We start from the raw sequence: 25,809 nt of genomic DNA on the forward strand, positions 1-25,809 counted from the left end.
TTCTGCGGTGCGGCGAATGAAGACAAATCGCCCGGCAGCAGGCTTAAGGCAAGCAGTAACGGGAGGGACTTGACAGTAAAGGACATAACAGAAGCCTCCTTAGCACTTTAAGGTTGGCTTAGTATGCCCTGCCAAATCCTGATTATTTATCCTATGGCGCGTATTCCAACTCCCGCGTATTCCAACTCCAATGTTAGGGTTTGAATACGTATCCTTAAGAACCAGCCGCAAGAGCTATGCCACCAAACTATAAATAATGAAGACAAAAGCTAAGGCAATCAGAACTACCGCAGTCAGGGCCATGCCGCGTTTGAGGCGCGGCGGCACCTTTTCCCTGCCCATGACCAGAACGGCTCCCAGGCACAGAACAACAATAATATAGATGACTAAATTCTCGTTATCCATCTGCGGCTAGACCTGCTTGAAGGCTGCCATAATGTTCTTGTATTCTTCTTCATTATCCTTGTACGATTCCTTGTTGAAGCGGTTGTTGACCCATTGCATCATGGCCGGACGGCTCATAAAGGTATGCGTCTCTTCTCCCCACTGGTCGGAAATCTCCCGGAGGACAATATAGCGCCCTTGAACCTCTACGGTCATCATATTCCATTTGTCTGTTTTGTATATTTCATGTTTTTTGATCATTTTCATTACCACCCTGGCGATTTTTGACTTTTGGCTCAATGATAACGCACGGGGGAAGTGAAAAGCAAATATTATCACAGGATAAGGGAATTGATGGATTGCTTTGCAGGCAGAGTTGGGGTATAATGTAAGCATACGCCATATATGGCGGTATTTTTAGGAGGTTGTTCATTTGAAAGGTACAGTAAAATGGTTTAACGCAGAAAAAGGCTATGGTTTTCTTCAAGTAGAAGGCGGCGAAGATGTATTCGTTCACTTCTCAGCAATTCAAGGCGACGGATTCAAGACTTTGGATGAAGGCCAAGCGGTAGAATTCGATATTACTGATGGTAACCGCGGTCCTCAAGCAGCTAACGTAGTTAAATTATAAGAAACGGCTGGACAGCATGTCTGTCGGTCACAACATATATTTTTGAAATGGCAGCACTTGCAAGAGTGGTAACCAGAAATTCAAAGCACACAGTTCTTACGGGAACTGTGTTTTTTTGTTTTATAGGAAATTATGAAAGTATGAAAGTATGAAAGTATGATTCCCCTTTCTGGTAGGCGCGAAATCAGCGAATTCACTCAAAAAGGTGAAAATTATCCTGATTCGATCGCCTATAGCGCTTGCGAAGACGCAGGCGAGCAATGCTAAGTGGAAAAAGGGAGCTTGTTTCTCCTGAAAATCAACAATTAAGTAATTTAGGTGGAAAAAGGGAACTTAATTGGATCATATTACTACGTCAAAGCGAAATGAGCCTAAATTAGTTATCCTTTTTCCAACTATGGCACACGGAGGAGGGGGACTGGTGAAATTTAAGTTTACTTTTTCCACTTGGGCTTGCCGCCGGGGCGAAGCAAGAGTCTAATAATCTTTTCTGCGCAAATAACGTCCGAACCCGAATCCCGTATCCACCAGGTGTTTGGAGAAAAAACCAATAAAGGCCAGCAATGAGAAGCTCATAGCCACCACATAGAGAACGGTGCGTCCGGCATCTTCATAGATAAGTCCGCCAAAGGTGCCGCTGAGCAGACCGGCTGCGCTGGACCAGACGACTGTAAAGACCGCCATACCGGTTGCACGGAGATGATCCGGGATAATCCGCGTAATGTACCGGACGGCCGTCACGTAGTATATACCGAAGGAGACGCTGTGCATGGCCTGGATCGCAACAACGGCACCAGGCTCATCCGCCAGCGCCATGAACAGGAAGCGTGCGGCGAACATCAGACTGGCAAAAGCGAGCAGAGGCAGCTCCTTGAATCTGTCACCGTATCTGCTCAGGGCGAAGAAGACCGGAATCTCGCTCAAGGCAGAGGCCAGCAGCGACCAGCCCACGATCTCATCGCCTGCATTCATGGCTTTCAGGCTGAGTGTAAGGAAAGCTTCGTTCATTCTGTAGCCAATGGCCAGAACGAAAACACTGCTGAAAAACCACAGCACTTCTTTTTTTAGCAAAATCTGTCTCAGACCTTCACCCTTGGGAGGCTCGGCTGCAACATCGATAGCCCTTGGCCTGTTCTCTCCGGTCCGCTTGACATCTTTCAGGCCAATGGTGATTAGAAGCGCAATGATTACGATTACAATACAGACGGCTATGATGGAGGACGAGCCCAGCGCTTTCAGCACATATCCGATCGTCAGCGCGAAAAAGGAGTAGCCGAGCGAGCCAAAAACCCGGATGGTAATGAAGTTGCGCCCGTGGCGCTGGGCAATTTTGATCGCCATCGTATCTGCAAGCGGGAAAAGCGGGTAATAGAAGAAATAGAAAAGGGACAAAATAAGCATAACCACCCCAAAATCTGTGGCTCTTGCCAGGATGAGTGCAGTAACCAGTTGGCCGGCCAGTAGAATGGCCATGATTTTTTTGATGGTGCCCAGCCGGTCGCTGACCATGCTCCAGAACAGGTTGGACAGAATGGAGACCAGGGGTCCGATGGAATACAGGATTCCGATCTGCGGGCTGGTGAAGCCAAGATGGGTGTAAAACAAAGGGAAATAAGAGACGACAAGCACACTGGTGCCGAAAAGCGTGAACATAAAGGATCGCAGCCAGTTTTGATCGCTGTACTGGCCGCTGCTCCGTCCTGGTGTCATGATGCCTGCACTCCTCCGAATATGAACTACGGCTTAGTATCCATATACTCTAGTGATGAACGCGTTCTAGTATAGCATAAAGCATACCCCGGATGTCCGTGAATTTATTGTTTCTGAATCTTTCACAGTTTTGCGAAAGTGATTTTGTTGTTTGTACAAATACGCTCTGCATATTATAATAATGATGATTTGGATAAGGAGACAACAATGTGGAGGCACTGTCATTGAATGAATTTGAGCAAGGCCGTTACCTTAGCCCTCGCGGCCCGATTGGGCTGATGAGCAGGGTCTACAAGTACGTGCTGCCGGAAGTGCGGGAATGTCTCCATTTCTGGCGCCAGGATGCGGAAGGGATTCCCGATCCCGAGCTGCGGAAGCAAGCGCTTGCCAGCATTGAGACCAAAGAGTTTCACTGCCAGGGCGGCGGAATATATGCCGCCGGCAATTTGTCGATGCGACATATACTTATACCGCTTATTGTTGCTTATCAAACGATCAGTGATTATCTGGACAACCTATGTGACCGCAGCACTTCTCTTGATCCAGACGATTTCAGACTGCTGCATCAATCCATGCTGGATGCTATCAATCCCAAGGCTGAGCTTGTTAATTATTATGCGCTCCGCAGTGAGCAGAACGATGGCGGATATTTGCACAGGCTTGTCCGCAAATGCCAGGAGATGACTGCGCTGTTGCCCGGTTATGCCGCGGCGGTTGAAGAGGTGCGTGGTCTGGCCGTACTCTATACGGATTTGCAGGTTTACAAACACATTCGCCCCGAGCTCAGGGAGGCTGCCCTGAAGGAATGGTGGGAGGTGGAGGGCCAGGCGGCCCCGCATCTGCAGTGGAATGAGTTTGCGGCAGCAACGGGCTCTACCCTCGGCGTTTTTATGCTTTTTCTGGCTTCTTGCGATCCCAAGCTGAGCACATCGGCAGCGGCTTCCATTCGTGCAGCATACTTTCCGCATTTATGCGGTTTGCACATTATGCTGGACTACCTGATTGATCAGGATGAGGACCGGGCCGGCGGTGACCTCAATTTCTGCAATTATTATGACACCAGCGATACCATGCTGAATCGGATCGCCTCCATTGTGGAGTGGGCCCGCAGGGATGTCCGGAATCTGCCCGAGACCTCAATGCATCGCATGGTCATCGAGGGCTTGCTGGCACTATATTTATCCGATCCGAAAGTCAGCGAACAGCGGGAGGTTCGCTCTGTATCCAGACGTCTCATGAGAAGAAGTCCACTGACAAGATTGTTCTTCTTCGTGAACAGCCGTTGGATTCGCAGGCATATGTATTAGAGGCTGTGGGGCATGATCTGACTAAGAACGGGCTCCGCACTATTTTAAGGAGGAACAAACAGGATGGCAAACGTAAAAAAAATCGCAGTATTAACCAGTGGAGGAGATTCCCAGGGCATGAACGCGGCAGTTCGCGCTGTGGTGCGCAGTGCAATCTACTTTGGCATTGAAGTGTTCGGAATCCAGCGCGGTTACCAGGGACTGCTTAACCGTGACATTTTTCCAATGGATCTGCGCAGTGTAGGTGATATCATCCAGCGCGGAGGCACGATTCTGCAGTCTGCCCGCTGTCTGGAATTCCTGACCCCTGAAGGCCAGCAAAAGGGTGCGGATATCCTGAACGAGATGGGTATCGACGGGTTGGTAGTTTGCGGCGGTGACGGTTCTTACAAAGGAGCCAACAAGCTCAGCAAGCTGGGCATTAACACCATGGCTTTGCCGGGTACCATCGATAATGACATTTCGTTCACGGACTATACCATTGGCTTTGATACTGCGGTAGGTGTTGTAGTTGATGCCATCAATAAGCTTCGGGATACGATGTCCTCGCATGAGCGTTCATCCATCGTTGAAGTTATGGGCCGCCACTGCGGAGATATCGCGCTGCACGCGGGTCTTGCTTCCGGAGCGGAAACGATTCTGGTACCGGAGATGCCTTATGATCTGAATGAAGTAGCTGACCGTATGCGCGACAACTTCGCCAGAGGCAAACGCCACAGTATCGTGATTGTCGCTGAAGGTGTAGGCAAGGGCGAGGATGTGGCTCAAGCACTGAAAGACCGTCACTCCTCCCTGGATGCACGTGTTACTGTGCTTGGACATATTCAGCGTGGAGGCACGCCGACGCCTGGGGACCGCAACCTGGCCAGCCGTTTGGGCGACTTTGCTGTCCGTTCCCTGATTGAAGGCCATTCGGATAAAGCCTGCGGCATCATCAAAGGCGAGCTGACACTTACCGATATCGATCTTGTAGTGAATACCAAAAAAGACTTCGATATTGAGCTTTACGAGCTGGCGTCACGTCTTTCCCAATAAAATAATCGCCTTCATCCGGACCGTCTTAAGAAGACGGTCTTTTTTTACTTGACCATATACCCCCATGGGTATAATATATACCCCATAGGGTATATTAAGGAGGAAGATACAAATGGGTAAGAAGATTGTAATTATCGGCGGAGTAGCGGGCGGGGCTTCAGCGGCTGCACGCCTGCGCAGACTAAATGAGCAGGATGAAATTATCCTGCTGGAGCGCGGTGAGCATGTCTCTTTTGCCAATTGCGGCCTGCCGTATTACATTGGCGGCTCGATTGATTCCAGGGAGAAACTGTTTCTTCAGACGCCTCAGGGGATACGTCAACGGTTTAATATTGATGTAAGGACGCTGACGGAGGCTACATCCATTGACCGCGCAAGCAATCTTGTCACGGCCAGGAGTGCAGCCACAGGAGAGATCCAGCAGATTCCTTATGATATTGTGATTCTTTCTCCCGGAGCAAAGCCCATTGTACCGCAAATTCCGGGGATCACCGGTGCCAATAACCTGTTCACACTGCGAAATATCCCTGACACAGACAAAATCAAGGCTTTTGCTGATGATCAGCATCCTAAGCATGCCACGGTGATTGGAGCAGGTTTTATCGGACTGGAGATGGCGGAGAATCTGAGGGAACGTGGCCTTGAAGTGACAGTTATTGACCGGGGGACACAAATATTGAACCCGCTTGACCCGGAAATGGCAAGACCTGTTGAAGAGCATATGCGGCTGCATGGAGTCGAGTTCAGATTAAATGAAGGTGTCGAGGCTGTCTCACAGGAAGGCAGGCTGCTTCAGCTTGCTTCCGGCGCAACACTTGCTACGGATATGATTATTCTGGCAATTGGAGTAGCACCTGAGAATGAACTGGCTAGAAATAGTGGACTTGAGCTGGGGGTCCGGGGAGCGGTGAAAGTGAATACCTCGCTGCAGACCAGTGATCCTGCAATTTATGCAGTCGGTGATGTTATTGAGGTCAAGGACCGGGTTCAAGGCTATGAAACGATGGTGTCACTCGCCTGGGGGGCCAACCGTCAGGGCCGCCTTGCCGCTGATCATATCAACGGGCGGCCGATTTCCTATGATGGAGCATTGGGTACTGCGGTCATTAAGACCTTTGGCCTTACTTCAGCCCTCACCGGGAACAACGAAAAGATGTTGAAATCACTTGGGGTTCCTTACGAGGCCATTCACATTCACCCGAATTCACATGCAGGCTATTATCCTGGTGCAGCACCAATTGCCATTAAACTGCTGTTCAACCCCCATACGGGAGATATATACGGAGCACAGGCAGTGGGAAGTGAAGGGGCCGATAAACGGATTGATGTGGTTGCCACAGCTATCCGCGGAAACCTCAAGGCGAATGAACTGGCGGATATCGAGCTGGCCTACGCACCGCCTTATTCATCTGCCAAGGATCCCGTGAATATGGCCGGCTACGCAGCTTCTAATGTCATGGAGGGGATGGTGCAGAATCTTCAATGGCATGAGGTGGATGAGTTTTCCCGTACGGGCGGGCTCATTATCGATGTCAGGGATGAGGCAGAGCGTCTTGCCGGATATATTCCCGGGTCTATCAACATTCCGCTGTCCGAATTGAGGGGCCGCTTGGCAGAAATTCCTTCTGACCAAGAGATTTCGGTAGCCTGCCAAGTCGGTCTCAGAGGATACATCGCGGCAAGAATGCTTAAACAGCACGGATTTCATGTGAAAAATGTTGACGGAGGGTATAAAACCTACGCTGTGATGAACAGAGGCACAGGGATTGCTCCACATGGAGAGGAGCAGCCAATTATAGCGGGCTCTTCATTGCTGGCAGCGGCGGATCAAAAGGCGCCAGAAACTGCTGGACAGCGGCTGGTGCTGGATGCTTGCGGTTTACAGTGTCCTGGCCCTATACTCAAGGTATATGAGACCGTGCAGTCCATGAAAGACGGGCAGCAGCTTGAAATTGCAGCAACTGATTTCGGTTTTGCTGCAGATATCCGGCAGTGGTGTCTTACCACACAGAATACTCTGGAGTCTGTAGAGGTTTCAGGGGGCAAGGTTCAGGCTCTGGTGCGTAAAGGGACACAACAACCAGCGCAATCCTCATTCACCTTGCCAATGCCAGAAGTGAGGAATGTGAAGAATGGGACGACAATGGTTGTCTTCAGCGGCGATCTGGACAAGACGATTGCTTCCTTCATTATCGCCACGGGGGCGGCTGCAATGGGCAAGCAGGTTACGATGTTTTTTACCTTCTGGGGGTTGAATCTGCTGCGGCGTGAGCATGGGCCTCGGGTAGAAAAGAATGTGCTGGATAAGTTGTTTGGTCTGATGATGCCGCAAGGAACCCGAAAGCTGCCATTGTCCAGAATGAACATGGGCGGTCTGGGGGCCAAATTAATCCGCCATACCATGAAACGCAAAAATGTGAACTCTCTGGAAGAACTGATGCAGGGTGCAATCCATGCAGGAGTGAAACTGATGGCCTGCACGATGAGCATGGATATTATGGGCATTAAGCAAGAGGAGCTAATAGCAGGCGTTGAATTTGGCGGTGTAGCCAGTTATTTGGGTGCTGCTGAGGGTTCAGGCGTCAATCTGTTCATTTAAAGGATGTGGATATCAATGGAGTACGATAAAGGGATCAAAAACAGACTAAAGCGCATTGAAGGACAGGTGCGGGGAGTATTAAGCATGCTGGAGGAAGGTCAGGACTGCCGCGAAATTGTTATCCAGCTGACCGCCATAAGAACGGCAGTAGACCGTACGGCAGGTGCCGTCATCGGAGCCAATCTGGAGCATTGTATACAAGAGGAGCTGGAACAAGGGAATTCTCCGAACCAAGTCATAAAAGACGCGGTGGAGCTGCTCGTGAAGAGCCGCTAGACGGCAAAACAAAAAAATGACGTATAAGCGGGCAACCGTTTTACGTCATTTTTTTGTTTTATGCAAGGGAGCCTTAACCTAATCATGCAATTGGAAAAATATACAGAAAACAAAGGGATGATATATTTAAAAAATCAGTAATAAATGACATTAAGGGGTGTTATTCAGATGAAGAGAAAACCATATGCCGTCATGGCCGCAGCGGTGCTTGCATTAGCTGTTGGCAGCGGCAATGCCGTAGCGGATTCACAGCAGGCCGCAGGCAAAAGCAAGATCAAGTACAGCAAAAACGGACAGGCTCTGGAAGCACCAGCGGCGGAAATGAGATCAGCGGACGGAAGCCTTTTTGTGCCGGTACGCGACATGGCTAATCTGATGGACAAGTACGTGGATTGGGATCCGTTCCGCAGAAGCATTGCTTTTACAGACAAACCCAAATTAACCGGTAAATATAACCTGAAGGCAGCGGATTTGGCTCCGGGAATTAAGATGGGAGTAGGCTCCTCCTTGACCCATCTGCCCGGTGATCCGGCCAATATCTTCTATTCTACGGCGGACCGTGGACCGAATGGCGAGCTGAAGGTAAATGACGCTACGCGGCGGACCTTCCCGTTGTCTGACTATACGCCTACCATTTACAAGATTGAGGCATCCGCAGGAGAAATCAAGATTCTGGACAAAATTCCGCTGAAGGTGAACGGCATTGATCCGGTCAGCGGGACCGCCAACATAACGGGTGTAGGCAACATTAAGGGCCGGGACGAGGCGCCGTATGATGCTAAAGGCGAAAAGGAGCTGAGCTATGATCCTTATGGTCTTGATATTGAAGGATTGGCGTATAATTCGAAGGATGATACCTTCTGGATTTCTGATGAGTACGGGCCGTCCATCGTTCACGTTAAGCGGGACGGCACCTTGATTGAGCGCATTGTACCCAAGGGCTGGGGAAATAACAAAATAAGCACGCCGCTGGTACCTGCCCGCGAGGTGCTGCCAGAGGTTTACAACAAGCTCCGCCAAAACCGCGGTGCAGAAGCGGTAGGCATTACACCTGACGGCAGCACGATGTTCATGGCGATGCAAAGCCCGTTGCGCAATCCTGACAAGAGTACAGATAACTCCCGTCAGCTGCGCATTATCAAGATTGACCTGGCCACACTTGCTCCAACGGCAGAATACGTTTATGTCACAGAGGATGCTGCCCGGTTCAAGGACCTCAAGCAGTCGGATATCGTGATCTCCGATTTGTACGCCGTCAATGATCATACCCTCCTTGTTGATGAGCGGGATAAGAACGCTGGAGATAAGGCTGAGCTGAAACGGATTTTCCAGATCGACTTATCCGATGCTACCAATATTCTGGGCAAGTATGACCAGGCTGCAGCTGGCGGCAAGACGCTGGAAGAGATGAGTACTTCCAATCTGACAGCAGCGTCAATTATGCCTCCTTCCAAGCGCACGGTGCTGGATGCCGTGGCCTTCCAGTTTCCTTATGAAAAGATTGAAGGCCTGACATTGGTGGACGGGAACACCATCGCCATCATTAATGACAACGATTTTGGCGTAGGCAGCGAATCAGCGGAGAATGGCACGAGCCTATGGACCTTTCAGTTGCCTTACACGATCACGCCTTAAGTCAAACCTCATGCTAACCCAATAAGAATGCAATAAAAAGGCGTTCCACAAGCCATGAAATGGCTGGTTGGAACGCCTTTTGTCTTTTTCTCATTCTGGAGCGGGCTCATGCGGATGCTTGATGAGGTTTCTGGAGGCTTATGCTGCCGGTATTCTAGGCAGCACTCGGCTTGTTGTGCGCATATCGCCGCTGCACTTTGACCAGGCGGGACAGCAGCAGAATAGCTCCGATAGCCAGACCTGCGATGAGGCCGACCCAGTAGCCATAGGCTGCCAGACTGGTATAAGTAGCCAGCAGATATCCTGTGGGTAGGCCGATTACCCAGTAGGCTAGAAAACAGATGATGAATGCCGGATTCACATCCTTGTAGCCCCGCAGCACCCCTTGTGTAGGAGTGGCGATGGCATCGGAAATCTGAAAGAAAATAGCATAGATCAGAAAGTGCCGGATGAGTGAAATAACCTCAGGCTCATCGGAGTAAAGGCCGGCAACATGGCTGCCTGCGAACAGAAGTACAAGAGCTGTAACGAGTGAGAGGACAGCCGCTGTTCCAATGCCCATGATTCCATATTGCCGCGCATCCTTCAGCCGGCCGGCCCCGTTCTCGAAGCCGACCAGAATTGTCAGGCTCATACAGATGCTCAGCGGAATCATATATAGGGTGGAAGCAAAATTAATGGCGGCTTGATGGGCCGCAATAGTTATTGTATCGAACCGGCTCATGAGAAGGGTCACGGCTGAAAAGACCGCCGTTTCAAAAAAGATGGAGAAGCCGATCGGTAAGCCGATTTTCAGCAGTTCTTTGAAGCTGCGCAGAGACATGAAGTGAAAGCTGCGGAACAGCCGGAGGCTCCGGAAAGGTTCGGAGCGGTAGACAAAGAGCAGAGAGATACCGAAGATCACCCAATATGTAATTGCTGATGCAACCCCTGCACCAACACCACCAAGGCGGGGAAAGCCGAATTTACCAAAGATCAGCAGATAGTTAAGCCCTACATTGACTGGCAGGGCAATCAGTGTAATGAACATGGAGACCCGTGTCTGGCCCAAAGCATCAATACAGCTGCGGACGACCGTGTAGCCAAAGAGCGGAATGATACCGGCTGAGATCGCACACAGGAAACGAAAGGCAATATCATGAACCTGCGGTTCCAGATTCATGAATTGAAGCACCGGTGAAAGCGCGAAGGTTCCAGATACCAGGACAAGCAGTGAAACGAGCAGAGACAGCCATATGCCTTGAGTAACCTGGTAGGCAACGTCCCCTTCCTTTTTACTCCCCATCAAATGTGACACTAACGGTGTTATCCCCATTAATATTCCACTGAGTCCTGTTTGAATCGGAATCCATAGGCTGGTTCCAATGGCTACACCGGCCAGATCGTTCGTACCGAATTTGCCGGACATGTTCGTGTCGAAGAAGGTTATAGCTGACAGAGCAATTTGTGTAATGAGGATGGGAAATAAAATATGCAGAAATTGTCTTGCTTTTTGTTTCATTGAAGTAGTAGGTATCATTATATTTAAGCCTCTTTATTCTTAATTCTTATTATAGATTTTAGGGTGAACTCCCCAGTAAAAGGACCCCACAAAGTGGGGTCTTCAATGCTGCGTGTGTTAAATTGAGGATTTGATGATTGCAGGAAGCTTATGATTATTTTTCGTAATCTACACCAGCCGTATAGCGGTTGTTGGCATTCCAAAGCAGGAATTCATCGACGTTCTTTTCTTTCAGGGCACGGATCTGGTCTTCTACCTGCTGCTTGCCGTATTTGACATAATGTCCGCTTCCAAGCCAGCTTGCGGTGAAGTCTTGAATCCAGGGCCGGATGATGGGCTTGTAGCTGCCCAGGGGATTCAGCTTTTTATGTGTATCAACCATAGAGCCTTTGATGGTGGCATACGGGTTCTTGTCGGGATCTTTCACATCAAACCATCCGGTAGAGTAGTGGCTTGGGTAGACCATAGGGCTGATGACATCCACGTTCTTCGAAATCTTTACAAAATCCTGGCCGATGCCTTCGGCAGCAGGCACCGAAGCGGCATATCCAAAAATATCCACCGACACGCGGACGCCAAGCGGCCCGAGCTCTGCTTTGGCATATTTGACAAAATCAGAAATAATCTCGACACGCGGACGGTCGCTTTTGGTATATTTGAGCGATTCCGCGCGTTTTTCGAAGCCTTCAGGAAACCGCACATAATCGAACTGGATCTCTTTGAAGCCAAGCTTCACAGCCTCTTTGGCAATATCCACATTATATTTCCAGACTTCCTGGTTATATGGATTTACGAAGCTGTCACCGCCTTTGTTTGTCCAGACAGAGCCATTGGCATTCACAAAGGATAGTTCCGGTTTTTTCTTGGCGAGCACAGAATCTTTAAACACAACAATCCGCGCAATCGGATATACCTCATGTTTTTTCAGACGGGCCATTAATTGGCTGATGTCACCGATGAACGGCTGCGGATGGCCCAGCTTCTGAAGTTCAGGGTTATCCGTTTTGTATGTGATGTATCCGGCATCATCCTTAATGTCAATAACCATTGAGTTCAGCTCGGTTTTGTCGAGCAGGTCCAGCAGGGTCGTCATCCGGGATCCGCCTGCACTGTAAGCTGTTACGTAAATACCCTTAACCTTGGGGGCATCCGGCTGGGGATCTGCATGAATGGCACTGTCTGCTGCTTCGGCAGTCGTGCCTGGTGTGGCCTCTGTCCCGGGCGAAGCGCCTGGAGAAGGGGTTGCGGCATTGCCGCCCGCAGTGTTCTGTGATGCGTCAGGATTTGCTGTGTGCTGTGCGGTGATGGTTGGATTCATGGCAGACTGCAGTGCTGCGGCCACATCGGCTTCATGTGCAGGATGCTGAACGCCGACGCCTCCCAGAGCCATCATGAGTAGAGCCCAGGTGATGTTCATTTGTTTATTCTCTCCCTTTATGTACATTCCCTTAAAGTATAAAGGAACGGCGGCGGCCAAAAAGAACAGACTTGTAACAATCCCCGTAATTTTGGTCGCATAATAACCGCTCTTGTTGTTTATAAACGGGATGTACAGATTCTAAACGCTGTATTTAAAAAGTAAATGCCGCCCGGGTCCGGCACGTGGCCAAATCCAAAGCGGCAGCTATCCAAACTGATGTCCAAGCGGCTTGCTTATTGAAGATACGCAGAATTCTGATGCTCGCAAATGCTGTAATGGATAATATCCATAGCATCCTCGGGTTCAAGAATACTTAGACCGTCACGCAGAACAATTACGGAATTCAATTCATCCTGCTTCAGAAAAGGTATCATATCCGGATACCATCTCATGACGATTGCTGACAGTTTTACCGTTTCCATTTCCACAACAATCACCCTTTCCTTTTTCGAATAGTGCTGAATTGAAATTCAGGTTCATCGGAAAACGAAGTGCCAGGAAAAAAGAGGGTAAATCACAATCTTCATGAAATTTGTAAGGTCCTGCGTGACTCTAATATATCACAATTATCAGGCATGCGCATTTTTTTCGGGAGCCTATCTTTTCCGGAAGGAGCCCATGACCCCGACCGTTTCTACAATATTCACAAAAGCCTGGGGATCACTGTTCTTGATGATCCGCTTGAGTTCAGCAAGCTCATATCGTGTCGTCACTGTCATTAGCATGTCCCGTTCGATATGAGAATAAGCACCTTCAGTTTTAATTTTTGTAACTCCGCGCTGAAGCACCAACAGCTGTTTCAGCAGTTCATCGGTCCGGGTTGTTACAATATATACCGTAACTTTGATATGGCTGATGTGAATCAGATCCACCACTCTGCCGGAGACGTAAATGGAAACCATGGAGGCCAGAGCTAAATTCCAGTTGTTGTCAAAATAGGCTGCAGCAAGGATGACGAGAGCATTCAGTCCCACAAGAACGCTGCCTATTGGAAAGTCGCGGTATCGTGTGATGATGGACCCCAGGATATCAAATCCTCCGGAAGAGCCCCCCACCCGGAAAGAGACACCTGCTCCTACGCCCACAAGCACTCCGCCAAAAACCGAGGCCAGCAGCATATCCGACGCTACGGTTGTTGTTGGAATGAGGGCCATCAGCCAGGTAGTTGCACCTACCGACAGAATGCTCATAACAATAAATCTCCGCCCCAGCTGAAACCAGCCTGCCACCAGCAAAGGCACATTGAACAGCAGGTACAGCAAACTAATGTTGAACGGAGTAAAGTAGCCAACAAGCATGGCGAGTCCTGAGACTCCTCCGCTCAGCAGTCTGTGAGGGATTAAAAACAGATTGAAGCCGCATGCAATCATCGCTGAACCGAAGATAACCGCAAGGTAATTCCCGATTTGTTTTAGTCTTAACAAGCAAATTCACCTCTGACGCGTAATGTAAGTAATGAAAGAAAGGAATACACTGGTATTCCTGATCGGGTTTGTGATATAATGTATAGGATATTCTTGAGTAGGACGTTACAATGGTATTTTTGCATTGCTTCGGATGCAATATACAATTGTTCAGGCATATTGAGTGGCCTGATCTTAGGACAGCTTTTGGTCCCAATGCGAGCTAAACCATGCAGAGAATCCGGCATGATTGGACAGCCTATAAATGTGTTTACCGCTACTTAAGAATACAGACAAGCATGTGGAATGTCCACTGTATAGAAGGAGCATGAATAATTTGAAAACATTCGCAGAATTCGGCTTGGAGCCAAAAGTGCTTCAAGCAATCACAGAGCTAGGATTTGAGGAAGCAACACCCATTCAGGAGCAGGCGATTCCGATCGCATTGACCGGATCGGATCTTATCGGCCAGGCACAGACCGGTACAGGTAAAACCGCTGCTTTCGGGATTCCCCTCATCTCCAAAATCGCCCGGGAAGAAGAGAAAATCCTTGCACTTGTTATGACGCCGACACGTGAGCTTGCTATTCAGGTAGCTGAAGAAATCGGCAAATTGACCCGTTTCAAAGGACTGCGCTCCCTGGCCATCTACGGCGGGCAGGATATCGGCCGCCAGATCCGCGGACTGAAGAAGAAACCGCAGATCATTATCGGTACCCCTGGCCGTCTCCTGGACCACATTAACCGCAAAACCATCCGCCTCGATGATGTCCAGACTATTGTACTGGACGAAGCAGACGAAATGCTGGATATGGGCTTCATGGAAGACATCCAGTCCATTCTCAAGCTTGTACCGGAAGAACGCCAGACCATGCTGTTCTCAGCTACAATGCCTCCTAATATTCAACGTCTTGCCCAGCAGTTTCTGAAGAATCCGCAGCATGTTTCTGTGATACCGAAACAAATCAGCGCACCTCTGATCGATCAGGCATATATTGAGGTTCCTGAGCGCCAGAAGTTCGAAGCCCTGAGCCGCCTGATTGACATGGAATCCCCTGATTTGGCAATCGTCTTCGGCCGCACCAAGCGCCGGGTTGACGAGCTTGCTGAAGGATTGCAAAAACGCGGGTATTCCGCAGACGGCCTGCATGGCGACTTGTCCCAGAATCAGCGGGATGCCGTAATGCGTAAATTCCGTGACGGCAGCATTGATGTGCTTGTGGCTACAGACGTTGCAGCCCGCGGACTCGACGTTTCCGGTGTAACTCATGTTATCAACTTTGACCTTCCGCAGGATCCTGAGAGCTATGTACACCGTATCGGCCGTACAGGCCGTGCGGGCAAGGAAGGGACTGCCTGGTCTTTCGTGACACCCCGCGAAATGGATCACCTGCATCTGATTGAACGTGTTACACGTCACCGTATTACACGCAAACCGCTGCCGACAATGGCTGAGGCTATCGAAGGCAAGCAACGCATTACGGCTGAACGTTTGCTGGCAATGGTCGAGGGCGAAGGCGGCGAATTGAACGAATACAAAGGCATCGCTATTCAATTGCTTGAGCAATATGATTCGGTGCAGCTGCTGTCAGCGGCAATGAAGCTCCTTACCGGCGACAACAAGGATGCCCAGGTTGAACTGACACCTGAAGATCCGATCCGTGCCAAACGCCGTGGCGGCAAGAATGATATCCGCAGCGGACGCAAGCCGAACGGAGGATATGGCGGTAACCGCACAGGATCAGGCAGCGGCGGCGGATACCGTGGCAACCGTGACAATGCAAGCGGCGGCAGCCGTGGCGGTTACAGCAGTGGATACGGCGGCGGAAGTGGCAGCGGCGGATATGGCGGCGGCTACAAAGGCAACCGCGATTCCGGTACAGGCCGTGATGGAGCTGCTGGACGCAGCGGAGAACGCAAACCATCTACGCGTCCAAGCAGCACAAGCACACGTCCGGCTAAGCGCGAAGATTACGATATCTAATCAGCATTACTGCTGATACAAGAAGACGAGATGCCGCAAGGCGTCTTCGTCTTCTTTTTGCTTGCTTATTTAGACAAAAGTGCGGGTGATGATCACAAGCAGGATGAAGAGAACAAGAATCGTGCCAGTCGAAGTCCAAGGATTGTAACAGCAAGGTGAGGACATGAGGTTAACCTCCTTCGGAAGTGGTAATTTAGTGGTTACGATTCTAATATATGGACTCTTCTCCAAGTCTGCTTAGACATTGACCCAGAATCGTAAACTTGGGCGCTGGAAAAGTCCGGGTCAAATAGGGTATAGTTAAGATACGCAGTATGCGCGAGACAGACAGGAGGAAGGGAATTGGAGTTTAAGGGAGCAATGGGCGGTTTATACCGCATCACGGAGTGGATATCGCGTATCGCCTTCAGCAATATTTTGTGGGCGCTATGTTCGATTCCGTTTCTGTTCATCGCAGTGACAAAAATGATCATGCTGGGTTCAGGTGCTGGTGGGCCCAATGAACAGATCACACTCAACTGGGTACTTGGCATTTTGGCGCCTTTCACTGTATTTCCGGCAACGGCAGCGCTCTTTACCGTTGTACGCAAATGGGTGATGGGCAATACGGATGTCAGCACATTCCGCACTTTTTTTCAGGGGTATAAAGAGAATTATTTGAAGAGTATGCTTGGAGGAGGCATCTATACCCTGCTGACTGTCATTATGTACGTGGATGTGACCGTATATATGACACAGATGGCCAATTTTAGAATTGTGGGCATTTTAATGCTGGTGCTGATGATTATTTTATTCGTCTCCATGTTTAATTTCTTCTCAATTGTGGTTCATTATCAAATGACCTTCAAGGAAGTGGTGACGAATTCGATTCTGCTGACCATCGCGCGGCCGATTCGAGTGTTCTCGACACTTATTGGTGCAGCGGTTCTCGTCTATATAGGTCTGCGGTATCCGGTGCTTTATGCGATATGTATACCGACCCTGATTTCAATGCTGGCCTTCTTTAATTTCTATGCCACATATAACAAGCTTCAAGAGCAGGTGGAGAAGAAAAAACAAGAGGAAGAACTGGCTGCTTTGGAGGCTGCAGAGAAAGAAGCCGATGATGACGATCAGGCAGAAGATGAGAGCGATAAAGATCTCAAGCGCATTTAAGAACAGTGAGGCAGAAGCTGTGATTAATGGGCGGGATTTTGATTCAGGTGTTAATTAAAGCGCATACAGGTTTACTTTTTCGTCAAAACGCAATATAATAAGTGTAATTCCTGCGATGTTCGTTACGGTTGCTCGTTGTTTTGAACCAATGATAATGTCTTGGGAGATCTACATGAAGCGCAGCTGAACAGCCCTGTCTATACGACCTGGGGAATTCAAAAACGACTTCTGCGGTCACCCACCTGCTCTAGCAGGTTCAGAAGACACTGTAGCCGGACGGCATAGGCGGGTTTTTCTACTGTTATTGACAAGGTACCCTGTTTTCCCGCTTGGCTGCGGATACGGGGTGCCTTTTTGTGTATAGCAGCAATAATTGAAAGTGAGCAATGCCCTTTTGTTCCGGGGATAAGAATGTTACACTTAGATTAATGAACTTGGGATTTGAAGAGGGGGAAGTATTTTGTCGTTGAAAAGAACCTTGGTCGGTTTATTTCGCAGTCATGACGGTACAAGCGACCGTGCAAAAGACCCGGCATTAAAGACACGTTACTACAATCTTTCCAGAGACAAAGCGTGGGATGAAGTATCCTCTACGCTGAAGAAGATTCCTGGTTACAAAGTCCTGCATGAAGTAGAGTCCGTCGGGGAAATCACCTTGGAAAAAAGAACAGGCTTCGGCCGGACGCTGGACATTACCGTGTCAGTGTTGAACACTTCTCCGGTTCGCTGTGCGGTTGATATCTATTCCGCATCCAGAGGATCGCTCGGGGATCTCGGAGCCAATTACCGTGTTATTCAACGCTTATATCAGTCATTGGATAAGAAGCTGGGCAAATATAAAGTGGACTGAGGAACACAGCATTCTTTTGTTCCTGGATTGTATGCGGTTTCGGGCTTTCTCCGAACAATCTTTGGTATCGGCTAATAAACAAAAAGCGGGAGAAGGATGACCTTCTGCCGCTTTTTTACACAGATTCGAGTGTATTCGCTGAGATATTTGTCTGTCTGCTCTGTTACAGGAGTTCTTTTACGGCTGCTACAGCAGCTTCATAATTCGGGTGTTCAGCCATCTCAGCCAAGTATTCTACATAGGCCACGGTATCATTTTTGTCGATCACGAAGATGGAACGCATATCGAGGCGGAATTCTTTAATCAGGACACCATAAGCTTGTCCGAAAGAGGCGTCTTTATGGTCAGACAGGGTAATGACCCGGTCAATGCCGGCAGCGCCGCACCAGCGGGCTTGGGCGAAAGGGAGGTCCATGCTGATGGTGAGTATGACCACATCGTCACCGAGCCCTGCAGCTTCAGTATTGAAGCGGCGGGTCTGCGCATCGCATACACCGGTATCCAGAGAAGGCACAACGCTGATCAGCTTGATTTTACCGGCATAATCGCTGAGGGACGCGTCTTCCAAAAGATTCTTGCTTACCACAAAATTGGGCGCGGTATCGCCGGCTTTCAGCTCTGGCCCTACGAGAGTAATGGGGTTGCCCTTGAAAGTGGCTGCACCTGTTCTTTCTTGCGTCATATCCTGTTTCCTCCTTGAATTGCATGATTGGATTCTTACTGCCACAATAAATTATAATCTTTTTAGAAGCTTAATGTCCAACGAGGACCCATTATGATACATAAGGGATGGTGCTATGATCTTTATAAGGTATGAGAAATGGAAAGGATACATCCGCTATTATCCGGTGACTTGTATTCTGATTCTGCTGAATGTCCTGATGTTCATTGTGCTTACCGCCAATGGCGGCTCGACGAATCTGGAAACCCTGCTGAAGTACGGGGCTACGCTGAATGCCGGTCCGGAAATGGATGAGATGTGGCGTTATGTGACAGCGACCTTTTTACATAACGGGTTTGCCCATTTATTCTTTAACTGCTTTGCGCTTCTGGTGTTTGCTCCGCCGCTTGAGCGGCTGATGGGCTGGTGGCGTTATGCGCTGCTCTACATGGCCGGCGGTTACATTGCCAACTATCTGTCCGTGATCTTCAGCAGCCGTTCGGTTGTGGATACGGCTACAGTTTCTGTAGGCGCGTCAGGAGCAATTTATGCCGTCTACGGTGCGTTTCTCTATATTGCCCTGCTGCAGAGAGGGATGATGGATGAGAACTCGAGCAAGACACTTTACGGTCTTCTGGTGATGGGGATCATTATGTCCTTCGCTACTCCATACGTTAATTGGATGGCACATCTCAGCGGCCTGGCCGCCGGTTTTTTCCTTTATGGACTGATTATTCGTATTTTCAAAAGAAGCCGACGATAGGAGAGGTTCTCAAGTGGAGCTCAGACAGCTGCAATATTTTTTAAAGGTTGCTCAGAAGGAACATGTAACAAGAGCTGCGGAGGAATTGCATGTTGCACAATCCGCAGTAAGCCGCCAGATTCATCAGTTGGAGCAGGAGCTTGGTGTCGACTTGTTCATGCAAAAGGGGCGTAACCTGCAGCTGACACCAGTGGGGCAGCTCTTTTGCAAAAGGGTGGAATCGGTGCTCAAAGAGCTGGAGCGTTCTGTGGCGGAGGTGCATGAATTTCTCGACCCGGAACGCGGTGAGATCCGTATCGGATTTCCTCATAGTCTGGGAACGCATTTGATCCCTTCGATCGTGGCGGAATTCCGGAAATACTATCCGCATGTGAAATTCCGCTTTAAGCAAGGGTCCTACCCTTCCCTTATTAAGGATGTAATTTCTGGAGAAGTGGATCTGGCCTTTGTCTCTCCTTTCCCGGAGAACGATGAGCATGTAGCGGGGGATATTGTGATGACCGAGGAACTGTTTGCCATCCTACCGCAGAATCATCCGCTGGCCGGGGAAGAGGTCATCCGGCTGGAGCAACTGCGGGAAGAGAAGTTTGTTCTGTTCAGCCAGGGATATTCACTGAGGCCGATCGTATGGCAGGCCTGTCTGCAGGCAGGCTTCAAACCCCAAATAGCCTTTGAAGGCGGAGAAACGGACACCATACGCGGTTTGGTTGCTGCGGGCATGGGGGTGAGCCTGCTCCCGGAGATGGCTCTGTATCAGACCAATCCGATGCAGCCTGCTCAAGTACGGGTCGTAGAACCTCCTGTAACCAGAACGGTTGGGCTTATCCACCGGGCTGATGGCAAGCTGCCCTTGGTAGCCCGGTCCTTTCGGACCTTTCTGCTGACCTATTTCAGAGACAGAAACAACAATACCCCGGTAGGCTCCTAGCCTCCGGGGTATTTGTTAAAGAATAAGGATTAATCTGGTTCACACCGTTATCACGATTAGTCGCGGTTTCCAAGGAACATGGTAATTAAGCGCAGCAGCTCAAGCAAGGAGACCAGAGCTGCGGCCACGTAAGTCAGGGCTGCCGCATTCAGTACCTTCGCCACACCGCGTTCTTCTTCATTGCGTATATACCCTTGCTCGACCATGACCTGGCGCGCCCGGTTACTGGCGTTGAATTCTACGGGAAGCGTTACGAGCTGGAAGGCAACGGCCGCTGAGAAGAAGATGATGCCGAGGCCGATCAGGTTAAAGGAGCTGAATAGAAAACCTGCCAGCAGCATAAAAGGTGCGACGCCGGAGGCGATATTAACGACCGGGAACATCCGGTGGCGCAGCGTAAGCATCGGATAATGAACTTTGTGCTGGATTGCATGGCCAACCTCATGGCACGCTACAGAAATGGCTGCGATGGAACGTTCGTAATAAACCGGCTCTGACAAACGCACAACCCGGTGAATAGGGTCGTAGTGGTCAGAAAGAGCGCCGCGGACGGGCTCAATCGGCACATCGCCCAGACCGTTTGCATCGAGCATCCGCCGCGCTGCATCATAGCCGGTCATCCCGCTTGTATTGGCCACCTTGGCCCATTTATTGAAATTGCCCTTCACCCGAAACTGTGCCCACAATGAAAATAGAAAAGCGATTATTACGAGCAGATACATCAATGGCATCATATGTCATTCCTCCACAATAGTTAATAAGCTGACTTACATTGGCGGTCCTTGCGTGAGCAAGAGCTTGATCGCCTCCATGCAGGCAACTCCTTGGGGCAGAAGCGCGGCCAGTGCACGTCTGGCCTGAACGGGCTTCAAACCGTTGATGACAGGTTCAAGCGCCTTCACTTCACGCTCTAGCCTTTGCATCTGCAGCTCTAGCTCCGCCAACCTGTCCGAAACGTCGTTTTCGGAGGTGGCTGCATTCCACTTGCTCATTATGGATTTGATCTCATCCAATGTATATTTCTCTTGCTTTAGTTGATTAATACGCTCCAAAGCGACAAGGGTTTCATGACTATATAACCGGTAATTTTTAACACTTCTTGATTCCGGCGCAATCAAACCCAGCTTCGTATAATAATCAATGGTCCGTTCGCTGGTATGGGCGGCTTTGGCCAGTTCGCCAATCCGGTAAAGGGTCATATCCCCATGGGTCCTCACCTCGTTGTATGAATTCGTTTGATCAAAAGGATATATTTTCTTTCTATAATAAGAGAGCATACTTAATGATAGCAAATCACAAACCGTACAGTCAAACGTCATACTTACTTTAAGTATATGTTGGAAATTCTATAAGATGCCTGGGTGGCTGCCCTTACATTCAGTGAATGAAATCCACTAGGGAAAGGCTTAATGTATCGATGATATATATTACATACCATGTTAACTTATATCAAAAAACACTGCCTGCTAAGGAACAACAAGGATAATAGAAAGTAAAGTACAAAGATGTTGACGATATAATCAAGAAAATAATCTGTCTTTAACTGCTTGTTTTTGATTGCTTGCCTGCATGTTTCGGTTAAAAAATTAATAAAAATACATATAAATGGTTTAATTCATTAAAAGCGGATGTAACCGTTCTCATAAGAAAAGCCTGAAGAAGCTGGAGAATTCTGCGGATTATTTTTAACTAAGGCGGGGAAACGTCCATTTTTGAAGAAAACATGAGCTTTCATAAATAAATTAAAACATCCAAAAAAATAGTCTTGTCAATTTACCTGACTTCTGATTATAATGACATTAAGAGTTTCACGCTTTGTTAGAAAATATAACATTGGGGAGTGGGGTAAAGAATGAGAAAAAAGATGATAATGATGTTTTTGGCCATGATTACTCTGATGGTCTATCCGGTTAGCGCTTTTGCCGCTGACGGCCCGACAGCACCGGATTTGCAAATCGGTTTGGATACGGCGTTTACGTTCCTGGCCTTCATTCTGGTATTCTTTATGCAAGCGGGATTTGCAATGCTTGAAGCCGGTTCGGTCCGGATGAAGAACGCAGGCCACGTTGCCGGCAAGACTGTACTGACGCTGGCTATCGCAAGCTTATGTTTCTGGGCTATCGGTTTTGGCCTTGGATTCGGTAACGGCAATGGATTCTTCGGAACTACAGGCTTCCTGTACGGCGGGGATACTCAAGCCGCATCGTTCGATTCCCTGGCCTTCTCCGATGTAACTCTAAATGTTAAATTCCTCTTCCAGATGGCATTTGCAGCAGTTTCCCTGGCTATCGTATCCGGTGGTATGGCAGAACGTGCTAAACTAAGCGTATATATCGTATTCGGTATTTTGTTCTCCGTCGTGATTTATCCGGTTGTTGCCCACTGGGTATGGGGCGGCGGCTGGCTGGCAGAGCTGGGCATGCAGGACTATGCAGGTTCCACAGTTGTCCATCTTACAGGTGCTACGGCGGCGGTTGTTGCAACAATTTTGCTTAAGCCTCGTCTTGGTAAATTCAATAAAGAAGGCAAACCTGTTATTATTCCAGGCCATAACCAAGTGTTCACTGTTCTCGGTGTGATCATTCTGTGGTTTGGCTGGTTCGGATTCAACCCTGGGAGCGCATTGTCCCCAATGGGCGGATTCTTCGGCCATGTGGCTTTGACAACTAATATTGCTGCAGCTGCAGGCGGTCTGGCTGCGCTCATCGCTTCCTGGCTGTACTTTGGCAAGTCGGATATTCCGGCCATGCTGAACGGGGTGCTGGCTGCATTGGTTGCCATCACTGGGGCTTGCGCATATGTAGAGCCTTGGGCTGCTATTCTGATTGGCTTTGTCGCTGGCGCATTCACATTCATGACTTCGCAGTGGCTGGAACGTGCCGGACTTGACGACCCGATTTATGCTTTCTCCGTACATGGTATTGCAGGGATGTGGGGTGCGGTTTCCACAGGTTTGTTCGCAGCACCTGATCTGATCTCTAAAGGTGCACTTGTCGGGGATGCTGGATTGTTCTACGGCGGAGGCTTCCACCAATTGGGTGTTCAGATTCTCGGGGTTGCAGGTACCTTCGTATTTGTAGCTGTAATGTCCTTCATCATCCTCTATGTCATGAAGCTGGTTATCGGACTCCGTGTTACAGAGGAAGAAGAATTGATGGGTCTGGACATCAGTGAACATGGGACTTACGGATATCCGGAACAAATGAAACTGATTGCAGAATCGGAATCCAAGACCCTTAAACACTAATAACTTCACTTGTTGGGAGGCGGACCGAGTGGCTTCGATGGAGACGGCAGACTGGAATGAGGATAATAGATATTTGTCCATCGCAACGGCCGGTTCGCCGCAGGAGCTTAAGGCCAAGCGTATCGCTTGTCAAACAGTACTGCTGGAGCAGTTAAACGTTATCCCCATTGAGGAATGGCTGTCCCGGGTCAATGCCATGCATGACCGGATTGCCTGGGCGGCAGTCAATATATGTGAGGCGCAGATGAAAGAGGCGGGCTACGGCCCGCCTCCCTGCGCCTATTCCTTTATTGTGTTCGGCAGTGCCGGCAGACAGGAAGCTACCCTATGGAGTGATCAGGATAACGGCCTAATTGTTGAAGGGGAACCGGATGGTATTAAAAAAGTATATTTTGAAGTCTTTGGTGTGATGCTGTCCGATGTGCTTGAAGAAGTAGGTTATGAGAAATGCGACGGCAAGGTGATGTGCTCTGAACCCTTGTGGCGCAAAACGCTGCCCGAATGGAAGCGGCAGCTTGAAGGCTGGATGAGCCAACTGGAATGGGAACCGATCCGTTACCTCATTATTGCCTCCGATATGCGCCATGTTGCGGGAAGCGAAGCGTTGTCCACTGAGTGGCGGGAAGCATTGCATGCAGGCTTCGTTAATAATGACAAACTGTCTACAGCGGTGCTCCGCAATACTGTCCGTCACAAAGCCACGCTTAATCTGCTGGGCCAGGTGCTTACGGAGCGCTTTGGCGATTATGCGGGAGGTTTTGACGTTAAATATGGTGTCTATATTCCTTTGGTTAACATCGTCAGACATTTGATGCTTCTGCACGGTGTAAGGGACAGCTCAACGCTCAATAGGCTGGAGCAGCTGGCCAAGCTCGGGAAGTATGAGCATCTGGATGATATCAGGCGTGCTTTTTTAACAGCGCTGCGTATGCGTGTGAATACACCCTATGCTGTTCAGGACGGCTTATTGTCCAGCAGTGACTATATTGCTGAGAGTGATCTGAAGAATAAGCAGCTCTTGTCAGAGCTGCGGGATAGTCTGCTGCTTGTCAGGCGTTTGCACAAAGCCCTGCAGCGTCAGCTCCGGTCAGCGGAAAGGAGGCAGTCATGAAGGAGCCGAACAAAGGCGGGGGGTTCTGGAACAATCTGAGACAGGGCGGAATGCCATCCGCCATCGCGTCCATCAGGGGCGGGGAAACGGCACAGCAAACGGCGCAGCAGATGGCCTTTATCCGGTCGCTGATGCGCGAGAAGCGGCGCCCTGAAGTACTGCATACCCCGCTCTCGGAGTTGGAGACGGTTATCTTTGATTTAGAAACGACGGGCTTTTCCCATCAGCACGGCGATGAGATTCTGTCTTTTGGCGCTGTCAAGGTCGTCGGAGAGGAAATTAAGGAAGAGGAATGCTTTTATACCCTGGTGAACTGTCAAACCTCAATTCCGGAGGACATTACGAAGCTAACGGGGATATCCGAAGAGATGACGTCGGCGGCACCTTCATTGATCGACGGGCTGCATAATTTCATGTCTTTTGTGGGACAGCAGGTACTGGTGGCACATGGGAGCAATCATGATAAATCTTTTTTGAATGCCGCCCTGTGGAAGACCTCCAAGGTTCAGCTTACCCACAGAGTGCTCGATACAATGATGCTGGCCCGCTGGCTGGAGCCGCACCGGAGCAATTATTCACTCGATGAGCTGCTGGCCGTACACGGGATACCGATTCAAGGCCGGCATAATGCGCTGGAGGATGCCAAGATGACAGCACAGTTATGGGTATGTTACCTGCGGGAGATTTCCCGGAAAAAGCAGGTGGAAACACTGGGTGACCTATACGCCTATCTTAGCAGAGCGTAAGGGTAGAATGCAGCAGTCTATAGCTGGGTTTGCCTGTGGAATCAGGCTGCCGGTCGATCAGGAAACCGTTTAGTCGGGGGGCACTGCCGCTGAGTCCTGGAGAACCGATCAGATAGACCTGGAATCCGGCACCGAGCGAAGACAAGCCCCGGATATCCGCGCTGGAAGGCCAAGGCGCTGTATGCGGATGGGAATGGAATATCCCTACTGGTACAGGAGTTAGATAGAGAGCGGCAACCCATTCCTGCGGGTCGGGGACAAAAGCATGCAGCGGGTCAGGCGCTACGTTGCGCATGGGCAGATACCTGCCGATGCGCATGCCGCCCGCTGCGGCAGCACCCAGCAGGACTCCGCATGCTTCATGCGGATAACAGGTCAGCATGTGCTTCCCCAGCGCCTGCTGCACGGAGGCATCCAGCTTAATCGGCTGGAGGTTTCCCTGGAATGCTGTCACTTGTTCACC

General features: G+C 49.6%; 26 protein-coding genes and 1 other RNA gene. 15 read left to right on the forward strand and 12 right to left on the reverse strand.

What is annotated here, in order from left to right; genetic code table 11:
- Positions 1–234: 234 nt before the first annotated feature.
- Both PGRAT_RS33695 and PGRAT_RS11320 read right to left on the reverse strand, forming a co-directional pair.
- Positions 235–405: a hypothetical protein gene (locus PGRAT_RS33695; RefSeq protein WP_036704984.1), complete on the reverse strand. Its 171-nt coding sequence runs from the start codon at positions 403–405 to the stop codon at positions 235–237.
- Between the two features lie 6 nt (positions 406–411).
- Complete coding sequence (locus tag PGRAT_RS11320; RefSeq protein ID WP_025705652.1) at positions 412–645, reverse strand: hypothetical protein; 234 nt, start codon at positions 643–645, stop codon at positions 412–414.
- Between the two features lie 172 nt (positions 646–817).
- On the opposite strand from PGRAT_RS11320, the gene PGRAT_RS11325 reads away from it, so the two are divergent.
- Positions 818–1,015 (forward strand): cold shock domain-containing protein, encoded by a 198-nt coding sequence (locus PGRAT_RS11325; RefSeq protein ID WP_019911834.1) that lies wholly within the window; start codon positions 818–820, stop codon positions 1,013–1,015.
- 477 nt (positions 1,016–1,492) lie between these two features.
- Here PGRAT_RS11325 and PGRAT_RS11330 read toward each other — a convergent pair whose 3' ends face one another.
- Entirely contained in the window at positions 1,493–2,725 is a 1,233-nt protein-coding gene (locus tag PGRAT_RS11330; RefSeq protein WP_025705654.1) for an MFS transporter, read from the reverse strand.
- A gap of 224 nt (positions 2,726–2,949) precedes the next feature.
- Here PGRAT_RS11330 and PGRAT_RS11335 point away from each other — a divergent pair, with 224 nt between their 5' ends.
- The 5 genes from PGRAT_RS11335 (at position 2,950) to PGRAT_RS11355 (ending at position 9,577) form a co-directional block, all read left to right on the forward strand.
- A complete protein-coding gene (locus tag PGRAT_RS11335; protein ID WP_025705655.1) occupies positions 2,950–4,032 on the forward strand; it encodes a tetraprenyl-beta-curcumene synthase family protein in 1,083 nt (360 codons plus the stop codon).
- Between the two features lie 63 nt (positions 4,033–4,095).
- Positions 4,096–5,067 (forward strand): 6-phosphofructokinase, encoded by a 972-nt coding sequence (pfkA, locus tag PGRAT_RS11340; RefSeq protein ID WP_025705656.1) that lies wholly within the window; start codon positions 4,096–4,098, stop codon positions 5,065–5,067.
- Between the two features lie 112 nt (positions 5,068–5,179).
- Complete coding sequence (locus tag PGRAT_RS11345) at positions 5,180–7,666, forward strand: FAD-dependent oxidoreductase (protein ID WP_025705657.1); 2,487 nt, start codon at positions 5,180–5,182, stop codon at positions 7,664–7,666.
- A gap of 15 nt (positions 7,667–7,681) precedes the next feature.
- Entirely contained in the window at positions 7,682–7,942 is a 261-nt protein-coding gene (locus tag PGRAT_RS11350) for a metal-sensitive transcriptional regulator (RefSeq protein ID WP_042266591.1), read from the forward strand.
- 168 nt (positions 7,943–8,110) lie between these two features.
- Positions 8,111–9,577: an esterase-like activity of phytase family protein gene (locus PGRAT_RS11355; protein WP_025707757.1), complete on the forward strand. Its 1,467-nt coding sequence runs from the start codon at positions 8,111–8,113 to the stop codon at positions 9,575–9,577.
- A 154-nt stretch (positions 9,578–9,731) separates the two neighbouring features.
- Here the strand turns inward: PGRAT_RS11355 and PGRAT_RS11360 are convergent, their stop codons facing one another.
- The 4 genes from PGRAT_RS11360 to PGRAT_RS11375 form a co-directional block, all read right to left on the reverse strand.
- Positions 9,732–11,096, reverse strand: coding sequence for an MATE family efflux transporter (locus PGRAT_RS11360; protein WP_025707758.1), 1,365 nt, complete (start codon positions 11,094–11,096; stop codon positions 9,732–9,734).
- Between the two features lie 136 nt (positions 11,097–11,232).
- Positions 11,233–12,495 (reverse strand): putative glycoside hydrolase, encoded by a 1,263-nt coding sequence (locus tag PGRAT_RS11365; RefSeq protein WP_025707759.1) that lies wholly within the window; start codon positions 12,493–12,495, stop codon positions 11,233–11,235.
- A gap of 236 nt (positions 12,496–12,731) precedes the next feature.
- Positions 12,732–12,920, reverse strand: coding sequence for a hypothetical protein (locus PGRAT_RS11370; protein ID WP_174469026.1), 189 nt, complete (start codon positions 12,918–12,920; stop codon positions 12,732–12,734).
- Between the two features lie 174 nt (positions 12,921–13,094).
- Positions 13,095–13,922, reverse strand: a complete 828-nt coding sequence (locus PGRAT_RS11375; RefSeq protein WP_025707761.1) for a YitT family protein — start codon at positions 13,920–13,922, stop codon at positions 13,095–13,097.
- A 316-nt stretch (positions 13,923–14,238) separates the two neighbouring features.
- Here PGRAT_RS11375 and cshA point away from each other — a divergent pair, with 316 nt between their 5' ends.
- Entirely contained in the window at positions 14,239–15,885 is a 1,647-nt protein-coding gene (gene cshA / locus PGRAT_RS11380) for a degradosome RNA helicase CshA (protein ID WP_042266592.1), read from the forward strand.
- 69 nt (positions 15,886–15,954) lie between these two features.
- Here cshA and PGRAT_RS34300 read toward each other — a convergent pair whose 3' ends face one another.
- A complete protein-coding gene (locus PGRAT_RS34300) occupies positions 15,955–16,050 on the reverse strand; it encodes a hypothetical protein (RefSeq protein WP_025705196.1) in 96 nt (31 codons plus the stop codon).
- 177 nt (positions 16,051–16,227) lie between these two features.
- On the opposite strand from PGRAT_RS34300, the gene PGRAT_RS11390 reads away from it, so the two are divergent.
- The 3 genes from PGRAT_RS11390 to PGRAT_RS11395 all read left to right on the forward strand — a co-directional run bounded on the left by PGRAT_RS11390 (position 16,228) and on the right by PGRAT_RS11395 (position 17,890).
- Positions 16,228–17,040, forward strand: a complete 813-nt coding sequence (locus PGRAT_RS11390; protein ID WP_025705197.1) for a YesL family protein — start codon at positions 16,228–16,230, stop codon at positions 17,038–17,040.
- A 104-nt stretch (positions 17,041–17,144) separates the two neighbouring features.
- Positions 17,145–17,336: non-coding RNA, 6S RNA (gene ssrS / locus PGRAT_RS32315), on the forward strand.
- Between the two features lie 164 nt (positions 17,337–17,500).
- Complete coding sequence (locus PGRAT_RS11395; RefSeq protein ID WP_020428947.1) at positions 17,501–17,890, forward strand: DUF1499 domain-containing protein; 390 nt, start codon at positions 17,501–17,503, stop codon at positions 17,888–17,890.
- A gap of 163 nt (positions 17,891–18,053) precedes the next feature.
- On the opposite strand, the gene tpx is transcribed toward PGRAT_RS11395, so the two are convergent.
- The gene (gene tpx, locus PGRAT_RS11400; protein ID WP_025705198.1) at positions 18,054–18,572 is read right to left on the reverse strand and encodes a thiol peroxidase; all 519 of its coding nucleotides are present in this window, start codon (positions 18,570–18,572) and stop codon (positions 18,054–18,056) included.
- A gap of 115 nt (positions 18,573–18,687) precedes the next feature.
- Here tpx and PGRAT_RS11405 point away from each other — a divergent pair, with 115 nt between their 5' ends.
- Together PGRAT_RS11405 and gltC are read left to right on the forward strand one after the other, a co-directional pair.
- Complete coding sequence (locus PGRAT_RS11405; RefSeq protein ID WP_025705199.1) at positions 18,688–19,314, forward strand: rhomboid family intramembrane serine protease; 627 nt, start codon at positions 18,688–18,690, stop codon at positions 19,312–19,314.
- Between the two features lie 13 nt (positions 19,315–19,327).
- Positions 19,328–20,242: a glutamate biosynthesis transcriptional regulator GltC gene (gltC, locus tag PGRAT_RS11410; protein ID WP_025705200.1), complete on the forward strand. Its 915-nt coding sequence runs from the start codon at positions 19,328–19,330 to the stop codon at positions 20,240–20,242.
- Positions 20,243–20,298: 56 nt separating this feature from the next.
- On the opposite strand, the gene PGRAT_RS11415 is transcribed toward gltC, so the two are convergent.
- Both PGRAT_RS11415 and PGRAT_RS11420 read right to left on the reverse strand, forming a co-directional pair.
- Positions 20,299–20,976 carry a zinc metallopeptidase gene (locus PGRAT_RS11415; protein ID WP_020428939.1) on the reverse strand — a complete coding sequence of 226 codons (678 nt, stop codon included), beginning with the start codon at positions 20,974–20,976 and terminating at the stop codon, positions 20,299–20,301.
- 33 nt (positions 20,977–21,009) lie between these two features.
- Positions 21,010–21,441 (reverse strand): MerR family transcriptional regulator, encoded by a 432-nt coding sequence (locus PGRAT_RS11420; RefSeq protein ID WP_025705203.1) that lies wholly within the window; start codon positions 21,439–21,441, stop codon positions 21,010–21,012.
- A 653-nt stretch (positions 21,442–22,094) separates the two neighbouring features.
- On the opposite strand from PGRAT_RS11420, the gene PGRAT_RS11425 reads away from it, so the two are divergent.
- Genes PGRAT_RS11425 through PGRAT_RS11435 form a run of 3 tightly spaced genes read left to right on the forward strand, consistent with a single transcriptional unit; the run spans position 22,095 to position 25,346 of the window.
- Complete coding sequence (locus PGRAT_RS11425; protein ID WP_025705204.1) at positions 22,095–23,489, forward strand: ammonium transporter; 1,395 nt, start codon at positions 22,095–22,097, stop codon at positions 23,487–23,489.
- 37 nt (positions 23,490–23,526) lie between these two features.
- Positions 23,527–24,600, forward strand: coding sequence for a DUF294 nucleotidyltransferase-like domain-containing protein (locus tag PGRAT_RS11430; protein WP_025705205.1), 1,074 nt, complete (start codon positions 23,527–23,529; stop codon positions 24,598–24,600).
- Positions 24,597–25,346, forward strand: coding sequence for an exonuclease domain-containing protein (locus tag PGRAT_RS11435; RefSeq protein WP_025705207.1), 750 nt, complete (start codon positions 24,597–24,599; stop codon positions 25,344–25,346). The genes PGRAT_RS11430 and PGRAT_RS11435 overlap by 4 nt, the downstream gene beginning before the upstream one ends.
- On the opposite strand, the gene PGRAT_RS11440 is transcribed toward PGRAT_RS11435, so the two are convergent.
- On the reverse strand, positions 25,333–25,800 hold the full coding sequence (locus tag PGRAT_RS11440; protein ID WP_025705208.1) for a M67 family metallopeptidase: 468 nt from the start codon (positions 25,798–25,800) through the stop codon (positions 25,333–25,335). The genes PGRAT_RS11435 and PGRAT_RS11440 overlap by 14 nt on opposite strands.
- Positions 25,801–25,809 lie beyond the last annotated feature (9 nt).

This window comes from Paenibacillus graminis, from assembly GCF_000758705.1.
In the GTDB taxonomy this organism is placed as follows: domain Bacteria; phylum Bacillota; class Bacilli; order Paenibacillales; family Paenibacillaceae; genus Paenibacillus_AQ; species Paenibacillus_AQ graminis.